The organism is Intrasporangium sp. (assembly GCF_035688975.1).
Classification (GTDB): domain Bacteria; phylum Actinomycetota; class Actinomycetes; order Actinomycetales; family Dermatophilaceae; genus CALMNV01.
The window spans coordinates 1-26933 of record NZ_DASSMH010000067.1; the positions used below are offsets into that span (position 1 = coordinate 1).

The 26933-nt window shown below is 72.9% G+C and carries 25 protein-coding genes; 8 read left to right on the forward strand and 17 right to left on the reverse strand.

The genetic code is table 11. From position 1 onward, the window contains the following. Positions 1-25: 25 nt before the first annotated feature. The gene (locus tag VFJ94_RS07005; RefSeq protein WP_325003481.1) at positions 26-1324 is read right to left on the reverse strand and encodes an MFS transporter; all 1299 of its coding nucleotides are present in this window, start codon (positions 1322-1324) and stop codon (positions 26-28) included. A gap of 160 nt (positions 1325-1484) precedes the next feature. Between VFJ94_RS07005 and VFJ94_RS07010 the strand changes: the two genes are divergently transcribed. Next, positions 1485-1808, forward strand: a complete 324-nt coding sequence (locus VFJ94_RS07010; RefSeq protein ID WP_325003482.1) for a hypothetical protein — start codon at positions 1485-1487, stop codon at positions 1806-1808. A 506-nt stretch (positions 1809-2314) separates the two neighbouring features. Here VFJ94_RS07010 and VFJ94_RS07015 read toward each other — a convergent pair. The 4 genes from VFJ94_RS07015 to VFJ94_RS07030 all read right to left on the reverse strand — a co-directional run bounded on the left by VFJ94_RS07015 (position 2315) and on the right by VFJ94_RS07030 (position 5350). Then, a complete protein-coding gene (locus tag VFJ94_RS07015) occupies positions 2315-2575 on the reverse strand; it encodes a hypothetical protein (RefSeq protein ID WP_325003483.1) in 261 nt (86 codons plus the stop codon). Continuing rightward, positions 2572-3255, reverse strand: coding sequence for a hypothetical protein (locus VFJ94_RS07020; RefSeq protein ID WP_325003484.1), 684 nt, complete (start codon positions 3253-3255; stop codon positions 2572-2574). Before VFJ94_RS07020 ends, VFJ94_RS07015 begins: the two co-directional genes overlap by 4 nt. Positions 3256-3339: 84 nt before the next feature. After that, positions 3340-3774 (reverse strand): nuclear transport factor 2 family protein, encoded by a 435-nt coding sequence (locus VFJ94_RS07025; protein WP_325003485.1) that lies wholly within the window; start codon positions 3772-3774, stop codon positions 3340-3342. Between the two features lie 58 nt (positions 3775-3832). Next, a complete protein-coding gene (locus VFJ94_RS07030) occupies positions 3833-5350 on the reverse strand; it encodes an HNH endonuclease (RefSeq protein ID WP_325003486.1) in 1518 nt (505 codons plus the stop codon). A 180-nt stretch (positions 5351-5530) separates the two neighbouring features. On the opposite strand from VFJ94_RS07030, the gene purB reads away from it, so the two are divergent. Both purB and VFJ94_RS07040 read left to right on the forward strand, forming a co-directional pair. Next, positions 5531-6943, forward strand: a complete 1413-nt coding sequence (purB, locus tag VFJ94_RS07035; RefSeq protein ID WP_325003504.1) for an adenylosuccinate lyase — start codon at positions 5531-5533, stop codon at positions 6941-6943. 68 nt (positions 6944-7011) lie between these two features. Next, on the forward strand, positions 7012-7803 hold the full coding sequence (locus VFJ94_RS07040) for a hypothetical protein (RefSeq protein WP_325003487.1): 792 nt from the start codon (positions 7012-7014) through the stop codon (positions 7801-7803). 45 nt (positions 7804-7848) lie between these two features. On the opposite strand, the gene VFJ94_RS07045 is transcribed toward VFJ94_RS07040, so the two are convergent. The 8 genes from VFJ94_RS07045 to VFJ94_RS07080 all read right to left on the reverse strand — a co-directional run bounded on the left by VFJ94_RS07045 (position 7849) and on the right by VFJ94_RS07080 (position 15740). Next, on the reverse strand, positions 7849-8484 hold the full coding sequence (locus VFJ94_RS07045; protein WP_325003488.1) for a VOC family protein: 636 nt from the start codon (positions 8482-8484) through the stop codon (positions 7849-7851). 67 nt (positions 8485-8551) lie between these two features. Then, positions 8552-9409: a TrmH family RNA methyltransferase gene (locus tag VFJ94_RS07050; protein ID WP_325003489.1), complete on the reverse strand. Its 858-nt coding sequence runs from the start codon at positions 9407-9409 to the stop codon at positions 8552-8554. A gap of 58 nt (positions 9410-9467) precedes the next feature. Then, the gene (locus tag VFJ94_RS07055) at positions 9468-10424 is read right to left on the reverse strand and encodes a hypothetical protein (protein WP_325003490.1); all 957 of its coding nucleotides are present in this window, start codon (positions 10422-10424) and stop codon (positions 9468-9470) included. A 67-nt stretch (positions 10425-10491) separates the two neighbouring features. Continuing rightward, the gene (locus VFJ94_RS07060; RefSeq protein ID WP_325003491.1) at positions 10492-11349 is read right to left on the reverse strand and encodes an HAD family hydrolase; all 858 of its coding nucleotides are present in this window, start codon (positions 11347-11349) and stop codon (positions 10492-10494) included. A 116-nt stretch (positions 11350-11465) separates the two neighbouring features. After that, positions 11466-12791: a serine--tRNA ligase gene (serS, locus tag VFJ94_RS07065; protein WP_325003492.1), complete on the reverse strand. Its 1326-nt coding sequence runs from the start codon at positions 12789-12791 to the stop codon at positions 11466-11468. A gap of 4 nt (positions 12792-12795) precedes the next feature. Next, positions 12796-14022, reverse strand: coding sequence for an ornithine--oxo-acid transaminase (gene rocD, locus VFJ94_RS07070; RefSeq protein ID WP_325003505.1), 1227 nt, complete (start codon positions 14020-14022; stop codon positions 12796-12798). A gap of 118 nt (positions 14023-14140) precedes the next feature. Next, complete coding sequence (locus VFJ94_RS07075) at positions 14141-15181, reverse strand: Gfo/Idh/MocA family oxidoreductase (RefSeq protein WP_325003493.1); 1041 nt, start codon at positions 15179-15181, stop codon at positions 14141-14143. 1 nt (position 15182) lies between these two features. Beyond that, a complete protein-coding gene (locus VFJ94_RS07080; protein WP_325003494.1) occupies positions 15183-15740 on the reverse strand; it encodes a DinB family protein in 558 nt (185 codons plus the stop codon). Between the two features lie 57 nt (positions 15741-15797). On the opposite strand from VFJ94_RS07080, the gene VFJ94_RS07085 reads away from it, so the two are divergent. Then, positions 15798-16904 carry a diacylglycerol/lipid kinase family protein gene (locus VFJ94_RS07085; protein ID WP_325003495.1) on the forward strand — a complete coding sequence of 369 codons (1107 nt, stop codon included), beginning with the start codon at positions 15798-15800 and terminating at the stop codon, positions 16902-16904. On the opposite strand, the gene xylB is transcribed toward VFJ94_RS07085, so the two are convergent. Both xylB and xylA read right to left on the reverse strand, forming a co-directional pair. Beyond that, positions 16891-18348, reverse strand: coding sequence for a xylulokinase (gene xylB / locus VFJ94_RS07090; protein ID WP_325003496.1), 1458 nt, complete (start codon positions 18346-18348; stop codon positions 16891-16893). The two genes, VFJ94_RS07085 and xylB, sit on opposite strands and share 14 nt — an antisense overlap. Positions 18349-18353: 5 nt before the next feature. After that, on the reverse strand, positions 18354-19541 hold the full coding sequence (gene xylA, locus VFJ94_RS07095; RefSeq protein ID WP_325003497.1) for a xylose isomerase: 1188 nt from the start codon (positions 19539-19541) through the stop codon (positions 18354-18356). A 72-nt stretch (positions 19542-19613) separates the two neighbouring features. Between xylA and VFJ94_RS07100 the strand changes: the two genes are divergently transcribed. The 4 genes from VFJ94_RS07100 (at position 19614) to mmsB (ending at position 25309) form a co-directional block, all read left to right on the forward strand. After that, complete coding sequence (locus tag VFJ94_RS07100; protein WP_325003498.1) at positions 19614-20897, forward strand: ROK family protein; 1284 nt, start codon at positions 19614-19616, stop codon at positions 20895-20897. Positions 20898-21254: 357 nt separating this feature from the next. Next, on the forward strand, positions 21255-22376 hold the full coding sequence (locus tag VFJ94_RS07105; RefSeq protein ID WP_325003499.1) for a sugar-binding protein: 1122 nt from the start codon (positions 21255-21257) through the stop codon (positions 22374-22376). Positions 22377-22508: 132 nt separating this feature from the next. Further along, the gene (gene mmsA / locus VFJ94_RS07110) at positions 22509-24068 is read left to right on the forward strand and encodes a multiple monosaccharide ABC transporter ATP-binding protein (RefSeq protein WP_325003500.1); all 1560 of its coding nucleotides are present in this window, start codon (positions 22509-22511) and stop codon (positions 24066-24068) included. Next, entirely contained in the window at positions 24065-25309 is a 1245-nt protein-coding gene (gene mmsB, locus VFJ94_RS07115; protein ID WP_325003501.1) for a multiple monosaccharide ABC transporter permease, read from the forward strand. Before mmsA ends, mmsB begins: the two co-directional genes overlap by 4 nt. Positions 25310-25320: 11 nt before the next feature. Here the strand turns inward: mmsB and efeB are convergent, their stop codons facing one another. Together efeB and VFJ94_RS07125 are read right to left on the reverse strand one after the other, a co-directional pair. Continuing rightward, the gene (efeB, locus tag VFJ94_RS07120; RefSeq protein WP_325003502.1) at positions 25321-26634 is read right to left on the reverse strand and encodes an iron uptake transporter deferrochelatase/peroxidase subunit; all 1314 of its coding nucleotides are present in this window, start codon (positions 26632-26634) and stop codon (positions 25321-25323) included. Beyond that, a partial coding sequence (locus VFJ94_RS07125) for an EfeM/EfeO family lipoprotein (protein ID WP_325003503.1) occupies positions 26631-26933 on the reverse strand: 303 nt, incomplete at its 5' end. The genes efeB and VFJ94_RS07125, both read right to left, overlap by 4 nt.

Below are 26933 nucleotides of genomic sequence, written 5' to 3' on the forward strand. Positions count from 1 at the left end.
CGCAGACAACTGGGGGAAGCCGGGGTCAGGGGCGGGGGGCGAGGGCGTCGTAGTCGTGGAAGGAGCGCACCCGGGCCACCGCGGCGACCACCAGGACGACGAGTATGCCGCCCACGACCGGTGGCAGCCACGTGACCGTCACGGCCGCGAGCCCACCGGCGAACATCTGCCCGAGCCGCGGGCCACCGGACACGACGACGGTGAAGACCCCTTGGATGCGGCCGCGCATGGCGTCCGGCACCGCGGCCTGCAGGATGGTCGTGCGGAAGATCGCGCTGACGTTGTCGGACCCACCGGCGACGGCGAGGCAGGCCGCCGCCGCGAGCAGCGCCGCCCGGTTGGCGGCGCCGAAGTCGCGGGACGCAGTGGCGTGGCCGCTCAGGGTCGTCACGGCGAGGACGATGCCGAGCCCCAGGATGCCGAGGCCGTAGGCGACGATGGCGTTGCGGATGGCCCTGCCCTGCCACCGGGCGCTCGTCAGCCGACCGGAGGCCAGGCTGGAGAGTATGCCGCCCACCGCGAAGGAGGCGGTCAGGACACCGACGGTCACCGAGCCGCCGCCGATGATGAGGGCGCCGATGGCCGGGAAGAGGACGATCGGCTGGCCGAACGTCATGGCGATGAGGTCGACGACGAAGCTCATCCGGATGTTGGGTGACCGGCCCAGGTAGGCAAGTCCCGCTCGCACGGAGGCCAGGCCTCCCGCGGCCGCGCCCGCCTCGGGCCGGACCTCGGGCAGCGTCCACAGCCCGAAGAAGCCCGCGACGAAGAGCAGCACGTCGACGGAGTACGTCCACGCGTAGCCGACGCGGGCGACGAGCAGGCCCGCGACCGCCGGCCCGACCGTGACCATGAAGCCCATCGAGATCCCGCTCAGGGCGGCCGCCTTGGGCAGCAGCTCCGGGGGAAGGATGCGCGGGGTGATCGCCTGGCGCGTCGCGGACGCGATGGTCGCGGCGACCGCGTTGACTGTGGTGATGACGTAGAAGACGGCCAGCGCCGACACCTGCGCCCAGGCCACCGTCGCGAGCGCCACCGTGGACGCCCAGGCGACGAGCGAGGCGACGATGGCCACCGCCCGCCGGTCGAACCGGTCGGCGATGGCGCCGCCGTAGAGCCCGGCAAGGATCATCGGCCCCAGCGAGAACCACGCGACGAGGGAGACCAGGAAAGTCGAGCCCGTCAGGTCGTAGATGTGCAGGGCGACGGCGGTGTTCGTCATGACCGCGCCGACGCCCGAGAGCGTGTTGCCGGCCCACAGCCGCGCGAATGCCGGGCTCGTCCGCAGCGGCGCGAGGTCCACGAAGTGCGACGTCCGGGTCACGGTCTCAGGTTCACGAGGCGGGGAGGACGGCACAGCGCAGAACCTACGCCCCCGCCCCTCGAGCCGGCGTTGACGGTGGTCCGAGGCGGGCGTACAACGATCGGAGAAGGCCCGTTCGTGACACGACGCCAGGTCGGCCTCGGGCCTTGAAGGAGGAGTGATGACCATTGCCGTGGTGATGGACTTCGAGGGAGCCTCGGTGGAGCAGTACGACGAGGTGATCAAGAAGATGAACTTCACCCCCGGGGGTCCCGGTGCCCCCGGAGGCCTGTTCCACTGGGTCACCGCGGTCGACGGGGGCCTGCACATCGTCGACGTCTGGGAGACGCGAGAGCAGTACGAGGCGTTCGCCCAGGAGCAGATCGGCCCGTTGTCGGCCGAGGCCGGCATCCCGGGACCGCCGAAGCTGACGTTCCACGACGTCTACAACTACCTGACCGCTGGGCCCGGGTCAGGCCAGCAGGGCGGGGCAAACCAGGGTTAGGCGCGATACCGTCCCCCGTTTAGGCGCGAAGGATCGAGTAGTTGCGACGACCGTTGGGCTGCGGCCATCGGCATGCTGGGATCGTTAGACGTGCCACTTGGGCATCTTGCGTTTGATGACCCGGGGGGCGACTCGGTCGTCGGGGGGGTTGAGCCGGCCGAGCAGGCGGCGCAGGAACGTGCCCCATCCGGGGCTGTCGCGGGCGCGGCCTCAGGGGGAAGCGCCCGGCCGGGCGATGGTGCTGGTGTCAACGCTCGTTGGCAGCGGCTCGTACGTGCCCGACCGGCTACGGGGCCACCGAGACATCGCAGGTGGCCGAGCACGTACCCGTCGGGAAGTGGTCCCGCACAGGATGCTCAGGACCCGGCTCAGGGCGCCTGACCCCACAGATCCTCCCGTCGTTGGCGGCGCACGGAAGGGGGCGGGGCCATAGCGCGTGTCCCTCTGCGCTGCTGCCATTGAACCCACAGAACGCCCCGGACATCCGTCCGGGGCGTTCTGGGTGCTCAGGGCTTGCCCTCCTCCTGGTGGCGACGCAGGATTTCTTGGAGTTCCTCTCCGGAGACCCTGGTGAAGGAGCTGCCGGGCGTGCTGCCCTCCTCGCTCCCCAGTGCGGCGCTTTCCTTGCCGATGCGGTCGAGTTCTTCCGCTTCACCGGTGCGGAAGGGGTTGGTGTCCCGCGAACGGCCAGCCATCGCCGCCTCGAACCCCTCGTCCCAGATGTGCTCGGGCCGGTTGCCGAAGAACGGGTCGGTGGCGGAGCTCATACGTTCTGCCACCCCGCTCCCGCGTTGTCGGTGGGCGCCTGAGGGGTGTCCCAGTCGCCGAGGTAGTGGGACTGGTAGCCCGACTCATGAGTGAACTTCGCCAGCTTGGCGTCGTGGTACCACCGGCCGGGGTAATTGTAGTCCCGCCAGTAGGCGGTGTGCTTGGTCGCCTGCGTGCTGTTGAAACACTGGCCGAGGTATGCCCCGTCATAGCTGAACGTCAGCCCAGCGGACTTGGCGAGGGAGGCGGACTGGTTGGCGCTCCCGCAGTTGCTGCCCGAGGGGTAAGTGCTGTTCACCAGCATGTTCGAGGCCCACCACACGTCGTAGGGCGTGGCAGCTGAGGACGTCTTGTGCTGGTTGACGAGCTTCACCTGCGTGGAGTTGGGCAGGTAGTCGTAGATGTGGAACGACACCGACCCGATGGTGGTGGAGCCGTAGCCGTAGTAGCCGGTGCCGTCGTACTCGGCGGCGTGGTAGGTGGTCGTCGTGCTGTCACCGCGGTAGAGGTACCAGCACCCCAAGGCGCTGCACCATCCCGTCTTGCCGTCGCCCGATGCCAACTCCACCACGTTGGTGACGGCGGGCTGGACGGTCCCGGTCGTCGTCGGCGTGATGACGGTTGAGTCCGTCGGCGTCGTGGACGGGTGGGCGCGCTGCACTGCGATGTACCGCGTCATCCCACCGGCCGGAGCCCGCCGACCACTCGAGGCCACTTGCCTGCATGTCTCGTCGGGCTGGGGCGAAGCCCCGTTAGAACTGGGCTAGGCGACCTCGGCACCCTCCACCTCCATCGCGGGCAGGCACGCGATCGCCTCACGCAGCCGAAAGCCGTCCCGGACCCACCGCCAGCCGCCGTCGGGCTCGCGCCGGGCCACCTGTGTTCGCACGAGTCCGGCCGGGGTTGTCGCGCTGGTGCAGGCGAGCGAGCCGCTGACGATCGGGGGGCACACCTGCGCCACGTCGAGGTCCACGCCGGCCGCCAGGGCCGCCGCGAACGCCGCCCGGATCGCGGCATGCCCGGCCGCCTCCCGACCGCGCGGCAGGCTCACCACGGCGTCGGCGGCATAGAGCTCGACGATGCCGTCGAGGTCGGCGGCGGCCACCCGGACGGCGAACTGCTCGAGCAGGTCCTCCGGCGCCCGGGCCGGCGACGCAGGCGTTGCGGGACTGGTGGCGGTGGCGTCGAGGATCGTCATGCCGTCACCGTCGCACCGAGCACCGACAGTCCCCCGACCTAGCCACGCAGCCGAGATCTCACGCGACGTGCTCGCTCCGCAGCCCAACCCTGGCCGCGAGCCACGTGGCGACGTCGATGCCGTCCTCGTCGTCGACGACGTCGTAGAGCCGCGTCCCGGGCGGCGCCGCGCCGGGAGGCCACGGGGTCAGGCCGGGCAGGGCCGGGGGCGCCTTGGAGCGGTAGGCCGCGCCGGTCGGCGTGATGGTCACGACTTCCGAGCTGGCCCCCGCCAGCTCGGCCCCGACGATGGAGGACCAGCCGGGAGCCGTGCGCGCCAGGTTGCAGGCCTGGCACAGACCCTGCCCGTTGCTCAGGCTGGTGGGCCCTCCCGCGGCGTACGGCACGACATGGTCGGCCTCACGGATCGGAGCGCCGCACCACGGGGTGCGGCACCACTGGTCCCGGTGGACCAGCAGCGCCCGCACGGGTCCGTCGAACCGGCGCCGCCGCGTGTCGATCAGCGCGACGCTGCCATCGACCGGGTCGGTGAACAACCGGCGCAGCCACCCCCGCGCCGCCCCCGCGGCCCGAGACTGCCCTTCTCCCAGCGGACCGGCCGCTACGGCCGGCGGCTCGACCTGCCCACCACCGTCCCCACCAGCCGGGTGGCCGCCGTTCGGGTGGTCGGGCTCGTGGTCGTGCTCGCCGTTGGAGCGCAGTAGGGCGCGGGCGACAGCAGCCGGAACGGGGCCGTAGCCCTCGAGGCTCGCGACGTCGTCCGCACCGCCCAGCAGGGCCCGGTCGGTCATCACCAAGCCGACCTCGACCGGCACCCCGGAGGCGGTGGCCTGCCCGGTCAGTCGCTCCACGAACGTGTCGGCCTTGACCTGGTCCCGGCTGCAGGGGTCGCCCGCCGCCCGGGCCGCGTCCGCAGCCTGGGTCAACGCCCTGAGCACCGCGACCCCCTGCGCCGCGGGCACGAACCCCGTCACCAAGGCCATCACATCCGGTGCCGGGCGCACGCTGACTCGCCGATCCGCCATCGCCGTCCGCCCCCGGCTCACGGCCGCCGCCGGGTCGAGCCCGTAGGCCGCCGCCCTTGCCCGCGCCTCGACCTGCCGGTCCGACAACCCGCCGAGCAGCGGACCCACCGCTGCGTCGACCGCCCGCCGGTCCGCCTCGTCGAGCACCACCACCGCCCTTGCCAGCAGAGTCGCCCGCCACTCCGAGACCTCCCCGGCACGCATGCCGGCCAAGGTGCGCGGCAGATCCGCGACGAGCAGCCGGGCCAGGCCCAGCAGCCGCGACCCTCTATGCGGCGACTCCATCCGCGCCAACGCCACCTGCGCCCCGATCCCCCGCCCACGCTCCCGCGCGGGCACCCCAGCCGCGGCCTGCGCCTCCCGCTGCGAGTCCTCGAAGGCCACCGCCACCCGGGCCTGTGCCGCACACGCCGCGTTCTTCACCTGCTCCAGCAGGCGCAGCTGCTCCACCCGCTCGGCGTCCGGCACCTGCGACGCCAACGCCCCCAGCCTGGCCACCCAGCCTCGCAGGTCCGCCGTCGTCACCGGCGTGAGCCGCTCCTCCTCGAACATGTGTCTACTCTAGGCAGCCGCACCGACACTGCACTCACTCCGTACTCACTCCGTCGCCCTCCTGTGCGCCGACTCCCCTTGGCGCGCCCCACCGAAGCCGTCCGGCGTGGACGGCGTGGCGTGGAGCGCGTGGCGTGGACGGCATACGGCGGCTGGAAGCGGCTCTGGGAGAATGCGCGCATGGTCTCGCTTGCCGACGCACACCCGCCCATCGCGCTGGGGGCCCTGGACGGCCGGTACCGCGGCGTCGTGGCCCCCCTCGTCGACTACCTCTCGGAGGCCGCGCTCAACCGGGCTCGCGTGTCGGTCGAGGTGGAGTGGCTGATCCACCAGACGACGGCCGGGACCGTTGCCGGCGTGCGCGCCCTGACCGCCGACGAGCAGGCACAACTGCGCCGAGTCGTCGACGACTTCGGGCCCGACGAGGTGGCCGAGCTCGCGGTCATCGAGCGGGAGACGGCCCACGACGTCAAGGCGGTCGAGTACTTCCTCAAGCGCCGGCTCTGCCGCATCGCCCCCGCCGCGGAGGACCGTGGCCTCGCCGAGCTCATCCACTTCGGGTGCACGAGCGAGGACGTCAACAACCTGGCCTACGCGCTGCTCGTCAAGGGCGCCGTCGAGCAGGTGTGGCTGCCGCGTGCGACCGACGTGACCGAGCAGGTGGCGGCCATGGCGCGCGACCTCAAGGCGGTGCCCCTCCTCGCCCGCACCCACGGCCAGGCGGCGACCCCGACCACGCTCGGCAAGGAGCTGGCCGTCCTCGCGGCACGCCTGCGCCGCCAGCTGGCCCGCATCGGCCGCCAGGAGTACCTCGGCAAGTTCAACGGCGCGACGGGCACCTTCGGCGCGCACGTGCTCGCCCTGCCCGACGTCGACTGGCCCGCCGTGTCCCGGGCCTTCGTGGAGGGCCTCGGCCTGACGTGGAACCCCCTCACCACCCAGATCGAGAGCCACGACTGGCAGGCCGAGCTGTATGCCGATCTGGCGCGTTTCAACCGCGTCCTGCACAACCTCTGCACGGACGTGTGGACCTACATCTCGCTCGGCTACTTCGCGCAGGTGCGCGGCCAGGGCACCGTCGGGTCGAGCACCATGCCGCACAAGGTCAACCCGATCCGCTTCGAGAACGCCGAGGCCAACCTCGAGGTGAGCAACGCCCTGCTCGACGTGCTCGGGTCGACCCTGGTGCAGAGCCGGCTCCAGCGCGACCTCACCGACTCGTCGATGCAGCGCAACATCGGCTCGGCCCTCGGCCACTCCCTCCTGGCCCTCGACAACGTCGGGCGCGGGCTGGCCGGGCTCGACGCCGTCCCGGAGGCGATGGCGGCCGACCTGGAGGGCAACTGGGAGGTGCTCGGCGAGCCGATCCAGTCGGCCATGCGCGCCCTCGGCGCGCAGGGGGTCGAGGGCATGGAGGAGCCCTACGAGCGGCTCAAGGAGCTGACCCGTGGGCGTCGTATCGACGGCGACGACCTGCGCACCTTCGTGCAGGGTCTGCGCCTGCCGGCGGACGTCGAGGCCCGGTTCCTCGAGCTGACCCCACAGACCTACACCGGTCTCGCGACCCGCCTTGTCGACGACTACCTGAGCTGAGGCGACGTGCGTCACCGGCACAGCCGCCCGACGCAGCGACGCAGGCCACGCGCCCTAGGAGGAACCCCATGACGCAGACGGGCGCCCGCCCCGTCCTTGACGACGCCCCCGCAGGCGCGAGCGTCGCGCCAGGACAGGCGGGGAACGCGCTCGCCTCGCGCGTCGACCGGCTGGCGGCCCTGGCGCCACCCGCCTTCCTCGTCCTCGCGCTGGTCACGTTTGTCGCGTTGCTGCTCACGGGACACGACGTGGCTCGCTGGCTGGCCGTCCCGGTCGCCGTCCTCGTGGTCACCTCCCCGCACCTCCTGGAGCTCGCGAGGCCGGCCGCCCGGCTCCTCGACACCGGTCGGCAGGCGCGGGTCGGCCTGCTCGTCAGGCGAGCGACCTCCCTCGAGCGGAGCCGGCACGTCGACACCCCCGTCCTCGACGCGAGCCCCGTGACCACCGGCCGGCTCCGGCTGCGCAGCATCGCCGTCGTGGGGCGGCTTTCCAAGGCTGCCGCGCTGCAGGCGGCCGCCGCGGTCGAGCAGGGCAGCGAGGACCCCGTCGCGCGCGCCATCGTCGAGGGCGCCAGGCTCGCGCGTCTGCAGCTGCCCCCGACGACGGACTTCACCACCCACCCGGGCGAGGGCGCCACCGCGCGGATCAAGGGCACGCAGGTCACCGTCGGTCAGGCGGCCCTGTTCGACGACGTCGACCAGTCGCTGCGCGAGCACGCGCGCCGCTCGGGGGGGACGACGGTCTTCGTGGGCTGGGACGGGGTGGCCAAGGCGGCCCTGACGGTCGAGGCCGAGGTGCGGACGTCGTCCCCGGCGCCATCGAGCGGCTGCGCGGACTCGGGCTCACGGCCCGGCCGCTGACCGGCTGAGCGGGCGCGGCCCGTCCTCTGCGCGAGGGCGCCGGAGTCAGATGGTGACCTTGCCGTCCGGGGTGTCGAAGGTGACCGACATGAGCCCGGGGGTGCCGTGCGGCGAGACGAACGTGAAGTCGACCTGCACGGGGGTGTAGTCCTCCGGCAGGCCGAGCCACTCGCGCACGCGGGCGGGGTCACCCGCGATCTGCAGCATGTTGATGGACACCTTCGTGTCCGCCCCCACGGCGGGGTGCAGCGCCATGTCCTCCCACTGCACGAAGTAGGGCAGCTGCGGGTCGGCGATCAGGCCCTTGACCCCCAGCTGGCGCCAGCGCAGCTCCACCCCGTCGGGCCGGTGCCGGTTGCCGGGCACGGACTGGCGTCCGAGACGCCGCTCCGCCGTGCGGATGTCGTCGACCGCGACGACCCACCCGAGCCAACCACCGCCGGCCTCCGACCTCGCGCGGACGGCCTGCCCGAAGGGGGCCTTGTCGGACGCGGGGTGGTCGAGGACGTCGACGACCTCGACGTAGTTGTCGTTGGCCAGCGGCAGGATGATGTTGCGCGTGCCGAAGCGAGGGTGGATCCCACCGTCGACAGGCTCCACACCGATCAGCCCCCCGAGCCGGGCCGCGGTGGCCTTGAGCCCGTCGCGCTCCGCTGCATAGGAGACGTGGTCAACTCGCATGACGCAATCGTGGCACACGCCAAGGGGTGCCTTTGACCAGCCCCCCCGCGCCCGGGCCCGGGCCCGGCTAGGGCCGCGAGTCCCGCTGGCGGACGGCCTCGTAGAGCACGATGGCGGCGGCCGCCGCCACGTTGAGGCTGTTCGCCCGGCCTCGCATGGGGATGCGCACCCGCTCGGAGGCGGCGTCGAGAAGCGCCTGGTCGGCGCCGTGCTTCTCGCTGCCGACCGCGACGGCCACCCGACCCGTGAGGTCGACGTCGGTGTGCACGAGCCGCGTCTCGGGCGTCGTGACGACGAGCCGGATGTCGTGGTCGCGCAGCCACTGCAGCACCTCGGGCGTCGTGGCGCTCGCCACAGGCACGGCGAACACCGTGCCCTTGCTGGCGCGCACGACGTTGGGGTTGCCCCAGTCGGTGACCGGGTCGGCGGCGACGACCGCGTCGACCCCGGCGGCGTCGGCGGTGCGCAGCATCGCGCCGAGGTTGCCCGGCTTCTCGACTCCCTGGACGAGGAGCGACAGGTGGTCACGCCCCGGCGGGGCCAGCTCGGCCAGGCGCGCGCCCACGCGGTCGACCACGGCGAGCAGGCCGTCCGGTCCCTCCCGGTAGGCCACCTTCTCGTATGCCGCACGGCTGAGGTGGACGACCTCGACCCCGTCGCCACGCAACCGCTCCAGCAGGTCGGCCTGCTCGCCGATGTCCTGTGAGCCGGCCCGCCCGGCGGGGCTGAACAGCTCCTCGCACACGTAGAGCGTGCGCGGCAGCACGCCCGCCGAGCGGGCGAGGTCGATCTCCTCGTAGCCCTCGACCAGGGTCTGCCCGGACTCCTCCCGGACGCGGCGCCGGCGCAGCCCCACGAGGGCCTTGAGGCGCGGGTTGGCCGGGGACGTGATCGCCGGCTCGAAGGCCCGGGAGGCAGGAGGCATCCGGCCCAGCATAGGAGCCCCGGCTCGCCGCCGGTCGGCACTCGCCGCCGGTCGGCGCTCACGGCCCGCCGGAGCGCTCCGCCTCGAGGCTGGCGGCGACCCGCGCCGCGAGGGCGCGGTAGAAGTCCGGGTTGTCGAGGTACTTGTGATGGTCGGAGGCCAGCGTGCCCGCGGCGAAGAACGGGCTGTCGTCGACGCCGTCGAAGATGCCCCCGGCCCGGAAGCTCAGCAGGTCGGCGTGGTCCCACACGTTCCACCACCCGCCGAGGTGCTCCGCAGGCGGGTGCGGTGCGACGGTGCCGTGTTCGGCGCTGTATGCCGGGTCGCTCGCGAGGAAGAGCTTGAGCTCCTCGAAGAGCCCGATCTGGGAGGCGATCGCGCACCAGTAGTCGACCCGGACCCCGCGGTCGGCGGGCCGGGCGGGGAGGAAGGCTGTGAGGGCGTCGTAGAGGATCTGCCCACCCATGCTGTGCGTCACCACGACGAGGGGCTCGGACCGCAACCGGGCGGCGGCATGCGCGGTCTCGAGCTCCTCGAGGATCCGCAGCGGGATGGCGCCCGGCGCCTGCGGTGTGCCGCGCGTCGCGATGTAGGTGAGCACGTCGCCGAGGAAGATCGGCACGAAGTCCTCGAAGGGACGGCGCAGCGCCGTGGCGGCCCCGATCATCCTGCGGATGCCGGCCTCCCGGATCGCGTCGGCGCGCCGCACCCGCTCGACGGGGACCGCCTCGCCCTGGGGTTGGACGCCTCCAGTGACCCCCGTGCCGAGGGCCTCGGCGTCGACCGGCTGGGAGATGAGGGACCGGCCGCCCCAGGCGAAGCGGGCGCCGAGGTCCCCCCAGTAGGCCCGCCGGATCGGCACACCCTCCGGGTCGTCGGAGAGCACGGGCGCGACGTGCTCGCGCAGGTTGGCCCGGATCACCGGCCACGGGACCTCCCGCAGGCGCTTGAGCGCTCGGGCCACCGGCGTGGGGTCGTCGCGCACGGCCACGCCGTGGATGTACACGATCGGCATCTCGGCCTCCTCGTATGCCGCCCGCCCGCCCGGGTCGCGGCGACGGGTGGCGCCGGGTGGCGCCGGTTCAGGTCAGGAGGCGGGTCGTGGCCTGCGACGGCACGCCGTCACGGAAGGGCACATCGCGCCGTGCGGCGTCGGCGATCGCGTCGAGGACCGGGACGAGGCCGTCCTCGTCCACGTGCCCGGCCACCTCGTCAGCCACCGCCTTGACCTCGTCCGGCGCGTTGCCCATCGCCACGCCCCACGCCGCCCAGTGCAGCATCTCGAGGTCGTTGCGCTGGTCGCCGCAGGCGATCGTGTGGTCCGGCTCCACCTCGAGGTGCCGCCGGACGAGCTCCAGCGCCGACGCCTTCGACACGCCCTCGGGGTTGATGTCGAGCCAGGCCGACCAGCCGACGGCATACGAGACGCCGTGCAGGCCCGCCCGCTCCACCATCTCGAGGAACTCCTCGGGCGTGGACTCCGGCTGGCGGAGCGTGACGCGGGTGACCGGGTGCGCGACGAGCTCCTCCCAGTCCACCTGCCGCACGACACCCATGAGCTCGCCGTCGGGGAAGTGCTGGGAGACCTTGAAGCCGACCCCGTGCTCCTCGACGGCCACCCGCGCGCCGGGCAGCTCGCGCCGGAGCCGCTCGAGGATGGGGCGCGGGTCGAACGTGACCTCGTCGACGACCGTGTAGCCACCGTCGGCGCCCGGGTCGAGGCTCAGCGTGAGCGCGCCGTTGGCGCAGACCGCGAAGCCCGACGTGAGGCCGAGCCGGTCGAGGACCGGCATCGTGGCGAGAATCGACCGCCCGGTCGCCACCACGACGCAGACGTCGTCGGGGATGGCGCGCACGGCGTCCCGCACCGCGTCGGACAGCTCCCCCATGTGGTTGAGGGTCGTGCCGTCGAGGTCGAGGGCGAGCATGCGCTGAGCCATGCGGCCTACGGTAGCCGTCGGGGCGGCCCGCTTCAGCAGCGTCCCCCCGCCCGCGGTTCGAGGTATTTCCCGACCGTATGCCGTCGGGGAATACCTCGAACCCGGCTCGGTGCCGGTCAGGCGATGGGCGTGAGCACGTCGAGGCCGAGGAAGGGCCGCAGCGCCTCCGGCACGCGGACCGAGCCGTCGGGCTGCTGGTGGTTCTCCAGGATCGCGACCAGCCAGCGGGTCGTGCCGAGGGTGCCGTTGAGGGTCGCGACGGCGCGGGTGCCGCCGCCGTCGGGGTCGCGCTCGCGGACACCAAGGCGTCGGGCCTGGTAGGTCGTGCAGTTGGAGGTGGACGTCAGCTCCCGGTAGCGCCCCTGGGTCGGCACCCAGGCCTCGCAGTCGAACTTGCGCGCCGCCGGCCCGCCGAGATCGCCGGCAGCGGTGTCGATGACCCGGTAGGGGACCTCGATCTTGCCCAGCATCTCCCGCTCCCACCCGAGCAGCCGCTCGTGCTCGGCCTCGGCGTCCTCGGCCCGGCAGTAGCTGAACATCTCCACCTTGTGGAACTGGTGGACGCGGATGATCCCGCGGGTGTCCTTGCCGTGCGACCCGGCCTCCCGCCGGTAGCAGGCCGACCACCCGGCATACCGCTTGGGCCCACCCGTGAGGTCGAGGATCTCGTCGGCGTGGTAGCCCGCGAGCGCCACCTCCGACGTGCCGGTGAGGTAGAGGTCGTCGGCCTCGAGCCGGTAGACCTCCTCGGCGTGGGCGTCGAGGAAGCCGGCGCCGGCCATGATCTCCGGGCGGGCCAGCGTCGGCGTGACCATCGGCGTGAAGCCCGCCGCGGTGGCCTGCGCCATGGCCATGGTGAGCAGGGCGAGCTCGAGGCGGGCGCCGACGCCGGTGAGGTAGTAGAAGCGCGCGCCGCCGACCTTGGCGCCGCGCTCCATGTCGATGGCGCCGAGCAGCTCGCCGAGGGCGAGGTGGTCGCGCGGCTCGAAGCCCTCCGCGGCGAAGTCGCGCGGGGTGCCGACGGTGTCGAGCACGACGTAGTCGTCCTCCCCGCCGACCGGCACCCCGTCGATGATGACGTTGCCGACCCGCCGCAGCAGGCCGTCGAGCTCGGCGCCGGCGGCGTCGGCGATCTCGCCCAGCGCCTTGACGTGCTCGCTGAGCTCCGCGGCCCGGACCCGTGCCTTGTGGGCGGCGGCCTCGAGCTCGGCCGCGTCGGCGGCACCGGCCTGGGCGGCCTTCCTCGACCGGCCGAGGAGCTGGCCCACCTCCCTGCTGACCGACTTCTGCTCCGCGCGCAGCGACTCGAAGTCCGCGAGCGAGGACCGGCGTCGCTCGTCGGCGTCGAGGATCGCGTCGACGATCCCCGGGTCCTCACCGCGCGCCTGCTGCGAGGCGCGCACCCGCTCGGGGTCCTCACGCACGAGCCGTATGTCGATCACGCGGTCACCCTATCGGCGCCGGCGACGGTCCCGGCGGGGGCGGCCGGCCGCCCGCCGCGAGGGCGCTCGAGAAGGCCTCGACGAGCAGGTCGATGTCGTCCTCGGTCGCCACGAGCGGGGGCGCGAGACGCACCGTCGACCCGTGGGCGTCCTTGGCGAGCACCCCCCGCTCCAGCAGTCGCTCGCACAGCTCGCGTCCCGTGAGGAGCTGCGGGTCGAGGTCCACCCCGGCCCACAGCCCGCGGCAGCGGACCTCGCGGACGCCGTCGTGGCCGAGACCCCGCAGCCCGGCATCCAGCCGTGCCCCGAGGCGCGTCGCTCGCTCCTGGAACTCCCCGGTTGCGAGCATCTGGCACACCTCGTGGCCGACCGCCGCCGCGAGCGGGTTGCCCCCGAACGTCGAGCCGTGGCTGCCCGGCGTGATGACTCCGAGGACCCCGACGTCCGCGGCGACGGCGGAAACGGGCAGTATGCCGCCGCCGAGGGCCTTGCCGAGCACGATGATGTCGGCGGTGACGCCCTCGTGGTCGAGGGCGAGGGTGCGGCCCGTCCGGGCGAGGCCGGACTGGATCTCGTCGGCGACGAAGAGCAGCCCGTGCGTGTCGCACAGGTGGCGCACGTCCCTGAGGAAGCCGTCCGGCGGCAGGAGGACACCTCCCTCGCCCTGGACCGGCTCGAGCAGCACCGCGACGGTGTCGTCGGTGATCGCGTCCTCGACGGCAGAGGCCTTGCCGTAGCTCACGACGTCGAACCCCGGCGTGAACGGCCCGTAGCCGGCGCGGGCCACCTCGTCGGTGCTGAAGCCGACGATCGTCGTCGTGCGCCCGTGGAAGTTGCCGTCCATGACGATGATCCGCGCCCGGTCCGCGGGGACTCCCTTGACCTGGTGCCCCCACCGGCGGGCCACCTTGATGGCGGTCTCCACGGCCTCCGCGCCCGAGTTCATCGGCAGGATCATCTCCTTGCCCACGAGCGTGCCGAGCGCCTCGGCGAACGGCCCGAGCTGGTCGTTGTAGAACGCGCGGCTCGTCAGCGTGAGCTGGCGCAGCTGCCGCTCGGCCCGGGCCACGAGCCGCGGGTGGCAGTGGCCGAAGTTGAGCGCCGAGTAGCCCGCGAGGCAGTCGAGGTAGCGCCGTCCCTCGACGTCGGTGACCCAGGCGCCCTCGCCGCGGCTGACGACGACGGGCAGCGGGTGGTAGTTGTGCGCCGCCCACTGCTCGGTGAGGGCCATGTGCTCGGCGCTCGAGCGCTTTTCGCTCGAGCGCTTTTCGCTCGAGCGCTCGGCGCTCCTGCGCTCGTGCCGTCCGCTCATCCTGTCCCCACCCGTCTGCCCGTCCCGTCCGGCGCGCTCACTCGCCGGGGTAGCTCACGCCGACCTGGCGACGCACCTCGTCCAGCAGCTCCATCACCCGCACCGTCTCCGACCAGGGCAGCAGGGGCGACTCCTGCCGGCCGTCGGCGAGGCAGCGCGCCACCTCGGCGGCCTCGAAGCTCAGCCCGCGCACCTCACCGTCCAGCGACCCGTCGTAGCCGTCGAGGACCTCGCCGTCGCGTCCCACGAGCCGCAGCGACGTCGGCTGGTAGAACGTGCCCGCCACCTCGAGCCGGGCGCGGGTGCCGACGACGGAGGCGCGGCACGCGGTGGGCGCGAGCATCGTCGTGCCGAGCCGGCCCTCGGCTCCGGTCGCGCCGCGCAGGACGATCGTGTCGCCGGCGTCGACGCCGAGCTCGGTCAGCCTGCCCACGGCGACGACGGAGTCGACGGCGCCGAGGACCATGGCCGCGAACGACACGGGATAGACGCCGAGGTCGAGCAGGGCGCCGCCCGCGAGGGCCGGCAGCGCCAACCGCGCCGGCCCCTCCGGGTAGAGGCCCTGCCCGTGGTCCGCCGTGACCTCGACCAGCTCGCCGAGCAGGCCGGACTCGACGACCTGGCGCACGACGTCGTAGTGCGGCAGGAACCGGCTCCACATGGCCTCCAGCACGAAGCCGCCGCGGGCGTCGGCGGCCGCGAGCACCTGCCGGGCCTCCCCGGCGTTGCGGGTGAAGGCCTTTTCGACGAGGACCGGCTTGCCCGCCTCGACGGCGAGCAGCGCGTGCTCGAGGTGGTGCGAGTGCGGCGACGCGACGTAGACCGCGTCGACGGCGGGGTCGGCGACCACCTCCTCGTAGGAGCCGTATGCCGTGCCCCCGCCGTGCCGCTCGACGAAGGCACGGGCCCGCTCGAGGCTGCGCGAGCCGGCGGCCGCGACGGTGCCGCTGGTGCCGTGGCGCACGGCCGCGGCGAAGCCCTCGGCGATGCTGCCCGGCGCGATGACGCCCCACCGGAGGGGCGGGGCATCGCGCGGGTCGGGCGTCCGCGGCGCGGGAAGCCTGGGGACCACCGCCATGTCAGCCCTGCACGTCCCACAGGTGGTGCACGAGGTCGTGCACGAAGTACTTCGCGAGGGTCTCCACGGTGAACATCGCCCCGTCGCTGCGCACGGCCGACCACGACCACTGCGCCCGGTGCGGGGTGGCGAAGGCGGCGGCGGCCGCCTCGAACGCGTCCTGCAGCTCGACCGCCACCTGCCCCGGGTCCGCGCGCCAGTACTGCTTCTCGACGGCCGTCGCGTCCTGGTCCCAGTTGTCGAGCTCGACCGGCGTGGTGCCGTCGCCGGCGAGGATCCTCTCCAGCCGCCCGCGCATGACGTCGCACACGTCGCGGACGTGGCAGGCGTACTCCAGCGGCGACCAGACCCCCTCCCCGGGCCGCACCGCGACGTCCATGCGCCCCAGCACGGCGGCATACCGGGTCGCGGCGTCGCGGACGATCTGCGGCACCCCGATGGGCAGCACGTGGCCCGAGTCGTAGCCGCACTGCGGGCACGGCCGGACGAGCACCCACGTCCAGTCGCTGGTGTCCGGGCGCGCGGGGCCGGGGTCGACGGCCCGGGTCGGATCGTGCATGCGCCCAGCCTAGGCCCGGGCGCCGGGCGCCGCCGGGCGCTCGGGTAGCGTTCTGCGGTGCTCAAGGACTACCTGCCGTGGATCGTCGTCGGCGTGCTCCTCGTCGTCGTCGCGGCAGCGCTCGTCCGCACCCGCACCGCCCCGGGGGCGGCGTCGCCGCGCAGGCCCGGACCCCGGCCGCACCGCGGCGCGTTCCGCCACGGCGCGGCTCCCCCGCCGCGCAGGCGCGTCGGCGTCGTCGTCAACCCGACCAAGGTGGCCGACCTTCCCGGCGTCCGGGAGCGGGTCACCCTGGCGTGCGGGGCCCTCGGCTGGGACGAGCCGCGCTTCTACCAGACCACGCCCACCGACTCCGGGCGCGGCCAGGCCCGCCAGGCGGTCCGGGACGGCGCCGACGTGGTGTGCAGCATGGGCGGCGACGGCACGGTGCGCGCGGTGGCCTCAGCCCTCGTCGGGACGGAGACGCCGCTCGGCATCCTCCCGGCCGGCACCGGCAACCTGCTGGCCCGCAACCTCGACACCCCCATGGACTCCATCGACTCGGCCATCGCGGTCGCCCTCACGGGGCGCAACCGCCGCATCGACGTGGGCGAGCTCGAGATCGGCGACGAGGACGCCGCGCTCGCCGCGGACGAGGCGGGCGACCAGGAGCGGCACACGCACTACTTCCTCGTCATGGGCGGCATGGGGATGGACGCGGCGATCATGGCCGGCACCAACGAGAGCCTCAAGCGCAAGGTCGGCTGGCCGGCATACATGGTCTCGGGGGTCAAGCACCTCGTCTCCCCGGAGTTCCGCACGGTCATCAGCGTCGACGGCGGGCCGGCGTTCCGGCGCCGCGCCCGGGCCGTCATCATCGGCAACTGCGGGCGCCTCCTCGGCGGGCTCGTCCTCATGCCCGACGCGCGCGTCGACGACCAGCTCCTCGACGTGCTCATCGCCGCGCCCAAGGGGGTCGTCGGCTGGTTGCCCGTCATCACGCGCGTGCTGACCCGGCGCCGCAAGGGCCACCCGACGCTCGACCACACGGTGTGCCGCGAGATCGAGGTGCGAAGCGACCGCCCGCTGCCGGTGCAGATCGACGGCGACGTCATCGGCACGGCGACCTCGCTGCGCGCGACGCTGCGCACCGCCTCGCTCACCGTGCGCGTCAGCCTGACGTGAGCGGCCGCCCCGCCGGCGCCTCGAGGTAGCGGCTGCGGGCTTGGGCGTAGCGCTCACGGACGGCGGCACCGGCGGCCGGCTCGGCCGGCACGTGCACGTCGGAGCCGATCTGCCAGTCGGGGGCCGTGTCCGCGCCCGACGCGACCCAGGCGGCCTGGCGCGCCGCGCCGTCGGCGACGTACTCGCCGGGCTCGGGCACGAGGACGTCGAGGCCGAGCACCTCGGCCGCGACCTGCCGCACGGCGGGCGACCGCGCCGCGCCGCCGATGAGCCGCACCGTCCGCGGCCGCAGCCCGGCGGCCCGCAGCGCGTCGAGGCCGTCGGCGAGGCCGCACAGCATCCCCTCGACCGCCGCGCGCGCGAAGTGGGCCGGGGTGGAGGTGGCGAGCCGTATGCCGTGCAGCGAGCCGGTGGCGGTCGGCAGGTTCGGCGTGCGCTCGCCCTCGAGGTAGGGCACGAGGACGAGGCCGTCCGCGCCCGACGGCGCGGAAAGGGCGAGCTCGCTGAGGCGCGGGTGGTCCACCGAGAGCCACGCGGCCGCCGCGTCGAGCACCCGGGCGGCGTTGAGCGTGGCGATGAGCGGCAGGTAGCGGCCCGTCGCGTCCGCGAAGCCGCTGACCAGGCCGGTCTCGTCCTGCGCCGGCGTGTCCGAGACGGCGCACACGACCCCGGAGGTGCCGATGGAGACGGCCGTGTCGCCGACGCCGAGGCCGAGGCCGAGCGCGGCCGCGGCGTTGTCCCCGGCCCCCGGCCCGAGGGCGACGTCGGTGTCGTGGACGCTGCCGACCCGCTCGGCCGCGGCCGCCACCCGGGGCAGCACGGCGTCGTGGCCGAGCGCGCGCACGAGAAGGTCCCGGTCGTAGTCCCCGGTGCGCGGGCTGAAGTAGCCGGTGCCCGACGCGTCGGAGCGGTCGGTGGCGAGGGCGGTGAGGTCCGGCCCGAGCGGCGCCTCGCCCGCGGGGCCGTAGCCGGCTAGCCGCCACGCCAGCCAGTCGTGCGGCAGCGCCACGGCGGCCACGCGGGCGGCGTTGGCGGGCTCGTGCTCGGCCAGCCAGCGCAGTTTGGTCACGGTGTAGGAGGCCACCGGCACCGAGCCGGTGCGCGTGGCCCACACGCCCGGACCGAGCTCGGCCACGAGCTGGGCCGCGGCGCCCGCCGACCGGGTGTCGTTCCACAGCAGGGCATCGCGCACCACCCGACCCTCCGCGTCGAGGGCCACCATGCCGTGCTGCTGGCCGCCGACGGACAGGGCCACGACGTCGTCGAGGCCCCCCGCGTCGGCGAGGGCCGCCCGCAGGGCCTCCCACCAGCGCTCCGGGGCGACCTCGGTGCCCTCGGGGTGCGTGGCGCGCCCCGAGCGGACGAGCTGCCCGGTGTCGGCGTCCCGGATGACGACCTTGCAGGACTGGGTGGACGAGTCGACGCCCGCGACGAGTCGTGGCATGCCGGTCAGCGTGCGCCGAGCGCGTGCTCGACGGCGAGCTGGTTGAGCGCGACGAAGGCGTAGCCCGCCTCGCCCAGCTTGTCCGCGTCGACGTCCTCGTAGGCCGCCGGGTCGGCGATGAGGTCAGCCAGGGTCTCGCCCTCGTCCAGCGTGGGCGTGGCGAGCTCCAGCACCCGGCTCGCCTCGAGCGCCGCCGCGACCTCCGGGTCGCTGCGGTAGGCCTGCGCGCGCTCCTTGAGCAGCAGGTAGGTGCTCATGTTCGCCGCCGCCGACGCCCAGACACCCTCCATGTCCTCGGTGCGCGACGGCTTGTAGTCGAAGTGACGGGGGCCCTCGTAGCGCGGGCCGCCGGAGAGGAAGCCGTTCTCGACGAGGTCGACGGTGAAGAAGGCGGAGAGCAGGTCGCCGTGGCCGAAGACGAGGTCCTGGTCGTACTTGATGGACCGCTGGCCGTTGAGGTCGATGTGGAAGAGCTTGCCGGCCCACAGCGCCTGGGCGATGCCCGAGGTGTAGTTGAGGCCCGCCATCTGCTCGTGCCCCACCTCGGGGTTGACCCCGACGATGTCCCCGTGCTCGAGCTCGCCGATGAACGCGAGCGCGTGCCCGACCGTCGGCAGCAGGATGTCCCCCCGCGGCTCGTTGGGCTTGGGCTCGATGGCGATGCGCATGGCGTAGCCCTGGTCCTTGATGTATGCCGCGACGGTGTCGATGCCCTCGCGGTAGCGGTCGAAGGCCGCGCGCAGGTCCTTGGCCCCGTCGTACTCGGCGCCCTCGCGCCCGCCCCACATGACGAACGTCTGCGCCCCGAGCTCGGCGGCGAGGTCGACGTTGCGCACGACCTTGCGCAGCCCGTAGCGGCGCACCTGCCGGTCGTTGGACGTGAAGGCGCCGTCCTTGAAGATGGGGTGGCTGAAGGTGTTGGTCGTGATCATCGGCACGACGAGGCCCGTCTCGTCGAGGGCGGCCCGGAAGCGGGTGAGGATGTCGTCGCGCGTGGCCGCGCTCGAGCCGAAGGGCACGAGGTCGTCGTCGTGGAAGGTGACACCGTAGGCCCCGAGCTCGGCCAGCCGGTGGACCGCCTCGACGGGGTCGAGAGCCGGCCGCGTGGCGTCGCCGAACTGGTCGCGCGCCTGCCAGCCGACGGTCCAGAGGCCGAAGGAGAACTTGTCGTCGGGGCTGGGCGTGCGGGTCATGGGTGTCTCCTCGGCCGAGAAACTATTTGTTGACTGGATGAACATAAACACCGATCGCGGTACGGTCAAGACGTGAGCGCCACCCAGGACACCGCTGCGCGCCGGCCCACCGTCGGGCCCGCTCCGCGGCCCCGTCGCGGGCGCGCCGACCCGCGGGCGGCGCGCCAGTCGTCGCTGCGCGAGCACAACCTCTCGCTCGTCCTGCGGCACATCATCGAGGCGCCCGCCCCGACGACGCGGGCCCGGATCGCGGGCGCGGTCGGCCTGACCCGCGCGACGGTCTCGGACCTCGTGGACCGGCTGCTGCGGGGGCAGCTCGTCGTGGAGCTGGAGACCGAGAGCGTCGACCGGGCCGGGCGGCCCGGCGTGCTCCTCGCCCCCGCGTCGCGCTCGGTCGTGGGCCTCGGCCTGGAGATCCAGGTCGACCAGATCTCGGTCCGGGCGACCGACCTGGCGGGCAGCTCCATCGTCCAGAGCCGCGCGGCGGGCGACTTCCGCGCGAGCGACCCGGCCGAGACGGTGGAGCGCCTGGTCCGGCTCGCCGCGCCGGTCGTGGGCCAGCTCGCCGACGAGGGCATCGTCGTCGCGGGCGCGTGCGTGTCGGTCCCCGGCATCATGCAGCGCGGCAGCGGGCAGGTGCGGCTCGCGCCCAACCTCGGCTGGGAGGGCGTGCAGCTGACGGACCTGCTCCGCGTGCACCACCCCTTCGACCTCATCCCCGTGGAGCTCGGCAACGACGCGGACCTCGCGGCCCGGGCGGAGGCCCGGGCCCGGGCGCAGCTGCGCGGGACGAGCCGCGCCGCCCAGTCGTTCCTCTACCTCGCCGGTGAGGTGGGCATCGGAGGCGCCATCGTCCTCGACGGTGAGCTGGCCAGCGGACAGCACGGGTGGTCCGGCGAGATCGGCCATGCCGTCATCGACCCCGACGGGCCGCGCTGCCGGTGCGGCGCGACGGGCTGTCTCGAGCAGTTCGCCGGCAAGGACGCCCTGCTGCGCGGCGCCGGACTCGACGTCGCGGAGCCGCTGCGCCGCCTCGTCACCGCCGCCCACATGCGCGACCCGCGCGCCCTGCGGTCCATCGAGGCCGCCTCGACCGCCCTCGGGATGGCCATCGCGACGGCCATGAACATCATCGACGTCGAGCAGGTCGTCCTCGGCGGCATCTACGCCTCGCTCTACGAGCACCTGCGCCCCGGCATCGAGGCGCAGGTGCGCCTGCGGGTGCTCGCCGCCCGCTGGAGCGACGTGCGGGTGGAGGCGGCCCTCGGCCAGGGCGACTCCGCGCTCGTCGGCGCGAGCCTGCAGGTGCTCGACCGGGTGGTCACGGACCCCACCGACTGGGTGCCGTCGTCCTGAGCGGGACGACGACCCGCCGGGCGCCCCCGCTGCCCGGTCCGCCCGTCCGTGTAGGCGCCGCGTGCACCCCGACGACCATTCGTGGGCAGCGCGGCGACGGCGCGTGCTCAGCGCAGGCCGCTCGCGCCGACCAATGGTCGTCGGGGTGCTCGGCACCACCCGGTCAGCAACGCCCGCTCGGCGCGCGCCTGCCGCCCGCTCTCGGCAGGCGGTTCGGACTCGGTTTGGTAAAGATGGGTTGCCACGGGCCGCGGCCGGCAATATGTTCAGCCGGACAACAAAAGTGACCGGCGACGGCAGGACCGTTTTCCGGCGCGCTGGATGTCGCGCGTGCGCACGCGACAGGAGGGATCCTCAATGAACCGCAGACTCAACACGCTCCTCGCCGGGGCGGGGGCAGTCGCCCTGCTGACCACCACCGCCGCCTGCAGCTCGACCCGCGACGCCGGCTCGACCGGCGGCGCCGCCACCGGCGCCTCCGGGTCGCTCATCGGCATCGCCATGCCGACCAAGAGCCTCGAGCGCTGGAACAAGGACGGCTCGCACCTCGACGACCTGCTCAAGAAGGCCGGCTACACCACGACGCTGCAGTACGCCGACAACAAGGTCGACCAGCAGATCACCCAGATCCAGAACATGGTCAACCAGAACCCGAAGGCCCTGGTCATCGCCGCCATCAACGGCACCGCCCTGGCGCCGGTCCTGGCCACCGCCAAGAGCAAGGGCATCAAGGTCATCGCCTACGACCGCCTCATCAACGGCACCGAGAACGTCGACTACTACGCGACCTTCGACAACTACAAGGTGGGCCAGCTCCAGGGCGAGTTCATCAAGGAGAAGCTCGCCAACCTGCCCAAGCCGGCCAACCTCGAGCCGTTCGCCGGGTCGCCGGACGACAACAACGCCAAGTTCTTCTTCTCCGGCGCCTGGGACGTCCTGCTGCCCCTGGTCAAGTCCGGCGAGCTCACCGTGCCCTCGGGCAAGTCCCCCGCCTCCAACGAGGAGTGGACCAAGATCGGCATCCAGGGCTGGGGCTCGGACACCGCGCAGTCCGAGATGCAGAACCGGCTCAACTCCTTCTACGCCGGCGGCAAGAAGGTCAACGTCGTGCTCTCGCCCAACGACTCCCTGGCCCTCGGCATCGCCCAGGCGCTCGAGGGCGCCGGCTACAAGCCCGGACCCTCCTACCCGGTCCTCACCGGGCAGGACGCCGACAAGGCGAACGTGCTCAACATCATCGCGGGCAAGCAGTCCATGACCGTCTGGAAGGACACCCGCACCCTCGGCGACCAGGTTGCGAAGATGGTGGACCAGATCGTCAAGGGCGAGAAGGTCGACGTCAACGACGAGAAGAGCTACAACAACGGCAACAAGGTCGTGCCGACCTACCTGCTGCCGCCGGTCGTGGTGACCAAGGACGACATCAAGACCAAGCTGATCGACACCGGCTTCTACAAGGCGAGCGACCTCGGCATGTGACCCGGTGACGCCGTCCGCGGCACCACGCCCACCCCTGCCCGGCCGGTTCGCCGGCCGGGTCCGGGGTATCACCCATCCACCCAGCACCAGACGCAGCAGCACCCACCCGCGACGAAGCGAGGAGCGGTTTCGATGACGCAAGCTGACGCCGGCCACACCATCTTGGAGATGCGCGACATCACCAAGACGTTCCCCGGGGTGAAGGCCCTCTCGGGCGTCACGCTCGACGTGCGTCGCGGCGAGGTCCACGCCATCTGCGGCGAGAACGGCGCCGGCAAGTCGACGTTGATGAAGGTCCTCTCGGGCGTCCACCCGCACGGCACCTACGAGGGACAGATCGTCTTCGAGGGCAAGGAGTGCCGCTACCGCACGATCCGGGACAGCGAGGCGGACGGGATCGTCATCATCCACCAGGAGCTCGCGCTCAGCCCCTACCTGTCCATCGCGGAGAACATCTTCCTCGGCAACGAGCGGCAGCGGCGGGGGGTCATCGACTGGAACCGGACGAACGCCGAGGCCGCCAGGCTGCTCGCCCGCGTCGGCCTCGACGAGCACCCCGACACCAAGGTGCAGAGCCTCGGGGTCGGCAAGCAGCAGCTCGTCGAGATCGCCAAGGCCCTGTCCAAGGACGTCAAGCTGCTCATCCTCGACGAGCCGACCGCGGCGCTCAACGACGAGGACAGCGCGCACCTGCTCGACCTCATCCGCAGCCTGCGGGCCCAGCACATCACCTCCATCATCATCAGCCACAAGCTCAACGAGATCGCCGCCATCGCCGACTCCACGACGATCATCCGAGACGGCCAGACGGTGGAGACCCTCGACATGCACGGGGCCGAGCCCGTCACCGAGGAGCGCATCATCCGCGGCATGGTGGGCCGCAGCCTGGACCACCGCTTCCCGGAGCACACCCCCTCCATCGGCGAGGAGGTCTTCCGCCTCGAGGACTGGACCGTCCACCACCCGCAGGACCGGTCCCGGGTCGTGGTCGACCATGCGAACCTCGTCGTGCGCGCCGGAGAGATCGTCGGCATCGCCGGTCTCATGGGCGCCGGCCGCACCGAGCTGGCCATGAGCGTGTTCGGCCGGAGCTGGGGCAGCCGGATCAGCGGCACGGCATACGTGCGCGGCAAGCCCGTCGACGTCTCCACGGTGGAGCGCGCCATCAGCGCCGGGCTGGCCTACGCGTCCGAGGACCGTAAACGCTTCGGCCTCAACCTCATCGACGACATCAAGCACAACACCACGGCAGCCGCCCTGAGCAAGGTGTCGCGCTCCGGGGTCGTCGACCAGGCCCGGGAGTACAAGGTGGCCGAGACCTTCCGGCGCCGGCTGGGCACCAAGACGCCGACCGTCGACGCCGTCGTCGGCAAGCTGTCGGGCGGCAACCAGCAGAAGGTCGTCCTCAGCCGCTGGATGTTCACCGACCCCGACGTGCTGATCCTCGACGAGCCGACGCGCGGCATCGACGTGGGCGCGAAGTACGAGATCTACACGCACATCAACGCGCTCGCCGACTCCGGCAAGGCGGTCATCGTCATCTCCTCGGAGCTGCCGGAGCTGCTCGGCCTCTGCGACCGCATCTACGCCCTCAGCCAGGGCGTCATCACCGGCGAGGTCGCCAAGACCGAGGCCGACCAGGAGCTGCTCATGCGTTACATGACCAAGGAGAAGGAGGTGGCGGCACGATGACCGAACCCGTGCCCGCCGGCGCGACCAGCGTCGAGACCCAGCCCGGCCTGGAGGCGGCCCAGACGCCCCGTCCCACCGAGGACCGCGCGAAGCGCACCAGCCTGCGCGAGTACGGCATCCTCGGGGCGCTCATCGTCATCGTCCTGCTCTTCCAGGTGCTGACGGGCGGCAAGCTGCTGCAGCCGGACAACGTGGCGAGCCTGATCCAGCAGAACGCCTACGTCATGATCCTCGCCATCGGCATGGTGATGGTCATCGTGGCCGGGCACATCGACCTCTCGGTCGGGTCCATCGTGGCGTTCATCGGCGGCATCCTCGCCATCGCCATGGTGAACTGGCACCTGCCGTGGCTGCTCGCCGTCGTCGTCGGCCTGGCCGTCGGCGTCGCGGTCGGCGCCTGGCAGGGCTTCTGGGTGGCCTACGTCGGCATCCCGGCCTTCATCGTCACGCTCGCCGGCATGCTCGTCTTCCGCGGCCTCGCCATCATCATCGTCGGCGAGACCATCGCCGGGCTCCCTTCAGGCTTCGTCGCGATCTCCAACGGCGGCCTGCTCGGGGTGCTCGGATACGCCGGCGTCCTCGACGTCTTCACGCTCGCGATCGGGGCCCTCGCCATCGCCGCCTTCGTCCTCGGCCAGCTGCGCACCCGCCGCACGCTGCGCCAGCACGACCTCATGGTGGAGCCGGCGCCCGGGTTCGTGGTCAAGCTCGTCGTGATCGGCCTGCTCATCGGCTTCTTCACCTGGGTCCTGGCCTCGAGCGCCATCGGCATGCCCTACGTGCTCGTCATCGTCGCGGCGCTCATCCTCGCCTACGCGTTCCTGATGAACCGCACGGTCTTCGGCCGGCACATCTACGCCATCGGCGGCAACGTCCACGCCGCGGTCCTGTCCGGCGTCAACGTCCGCAAGGTCAACTTCCGGATCTTCGTCAACATGGGCCTGCTCTCCGCCCTCGCGGCCGTCGTCACGACGTCGCGGGCCGGGGCCGGCATCGCCTCGGCCGGTCTCAACTACGAGCTCGACGCGATCGCCGCCTGCTTCATCGGCGGCACCGCGGTCACGGGTGGTGTCGGGAAGGTCTCCGGGGCGATCGTCGGGGCCCTCATCATGGGCGTGCTCAACATGGGCCTGTCGATCATGTCGGTCAACCCGGCGTGGCAGCAGGCCATCAAGGGGCTCGTCCTGCTGGCCGCCGTCGCGTTCGACCTGCTCAACAAGCGCAAGGCCAGCGGAGCCTGAGTCGCCGGCCGTCAGGCGAAGAGCTCCTCGCCCCACCAGCGTCCCGGCGCGGTGCCCGGCGGGCACGCGAAGACGGCCGACCCGGTGTGCTCGACGTACTCGTTGAGCAGGTCGGCGCCGGCCAACGCGCGCTGCATGGGCACGAACTGCCGCCCCGGGTGGCGCATGAAGGCGAGGAAGAACAGGCCGGCGTCAAGGTGCCCCACGCCGTCGGTGCCGTCGGTGAAGGTGTAGCCGCGGCGCAGCAGCCGTATGCCGCCGAGCCGGCTCGCGTGGGCGAGGCGCACGTGGGAGCGGGCGGGGACCACCGGATCGCCGTCCGGGCCCTTCGCGGCGAAGTCGGGTGGGTCGTGCTCACGGATGCGGCCCAGCGGGGCACCCTCCTTCTTGTCCCGGCCGATCACCTCCTGCTGCTCCTGCAGGCTCGTGCGGTCCCACACCTCGAGGTGCATCCGGATCCGGCGGGCGACGAGGTAGCTGCCGCCGACCATCCAGGACCCGCTGGCCGCCTCGTCGCCTCTCCCGACCCACACATGCCGGGTGAGGGCCTCGGGGTCCTCGGCCTGGAGGTTGCTCGTCCCGTCCTTGAAGCCGAACAGGTTGCGCGGAGTCGTATGGCTCGTCGAGGTCGACGAGGTGCGCCCGAAGCCGAGCTGCGACCACCGCACCGCCACGACTCCGACGCCGAGCCGCACGAGGTTGCGCACGGCGTGGACCGCGACCTGCGGGTCGTTGGCGCAGGCCTGGATGCACAGGTCGCCGCCGCAGCGCCGCGAGTCGAGCTGGTCACCGGCGAAAGGGGGCAGCTCCTCGAGCGCGGCAGGCTTCCTCGACGCCAGACCGAAGCGGTCGTCGAAGAGCAAGGGGCCAAAGCCGATGGTGATCGTCAGTCCGGACGCGGGCAGCCCGTAGGCCTCCCCGGTGTCCTCGGGGGGCCGGTGCGGGCCGCCGCCGACGAGACCGCCCGCCGCCGCCTCCGCACCGGCGGTCATCCGCTCCGCAGCCCGGGTCCACGTGCGCAGGAGCGCGGCGAGCTCGGCGCGGTCCGTCGTCACGACGTCGAGGGCGACGAAGTGCAGGTGGTCCTGGGCGGGAGTGACGATCCCGGCCTGGTGCTCGCCGTGGAAATCGATGGGCGCGTCGGGGCCGGCGCTCGGCGATGCCTGTCCGGGCCCGGCTCCCCCCGTGGCTCCCGCGGCGAGCCCTGCCGCGGCGGCCACGACGGCGGCCGAGGTGGACGCGCCGAGCAGCCGACGACGGCTGACGTGGACGCCGGCGTCCCGGGCACCCGCCCCGTGGGATACCGGCTCGGGCAGCCGCGTCACGTCGTCCCCACGACGCCGGACACCTCGGCCACCTCCTCGCTGAGGGCGTCGAGCGCCACCGTCAGCGCCTGCAGGTCTGCCTTGCTCAGCTGGGTGTAGAGTTGGTAGCCGTCACCGGCCTTGTGCGACTCGAGCAGCTTCGTCAGCGCCGCGAACTTCGCGTCGAGCTCCTCCTGCAGGTGTGCGTTGCGCGCCACGATGACCGGCTTGAGGGCGCCCACGGCCTGCTGGGAGCCGACGAGGTTGCCCTTGAAGTCCCACAGGTCGGTGTGCGAGTACCGCTCCTCCTCGCCCGTGAT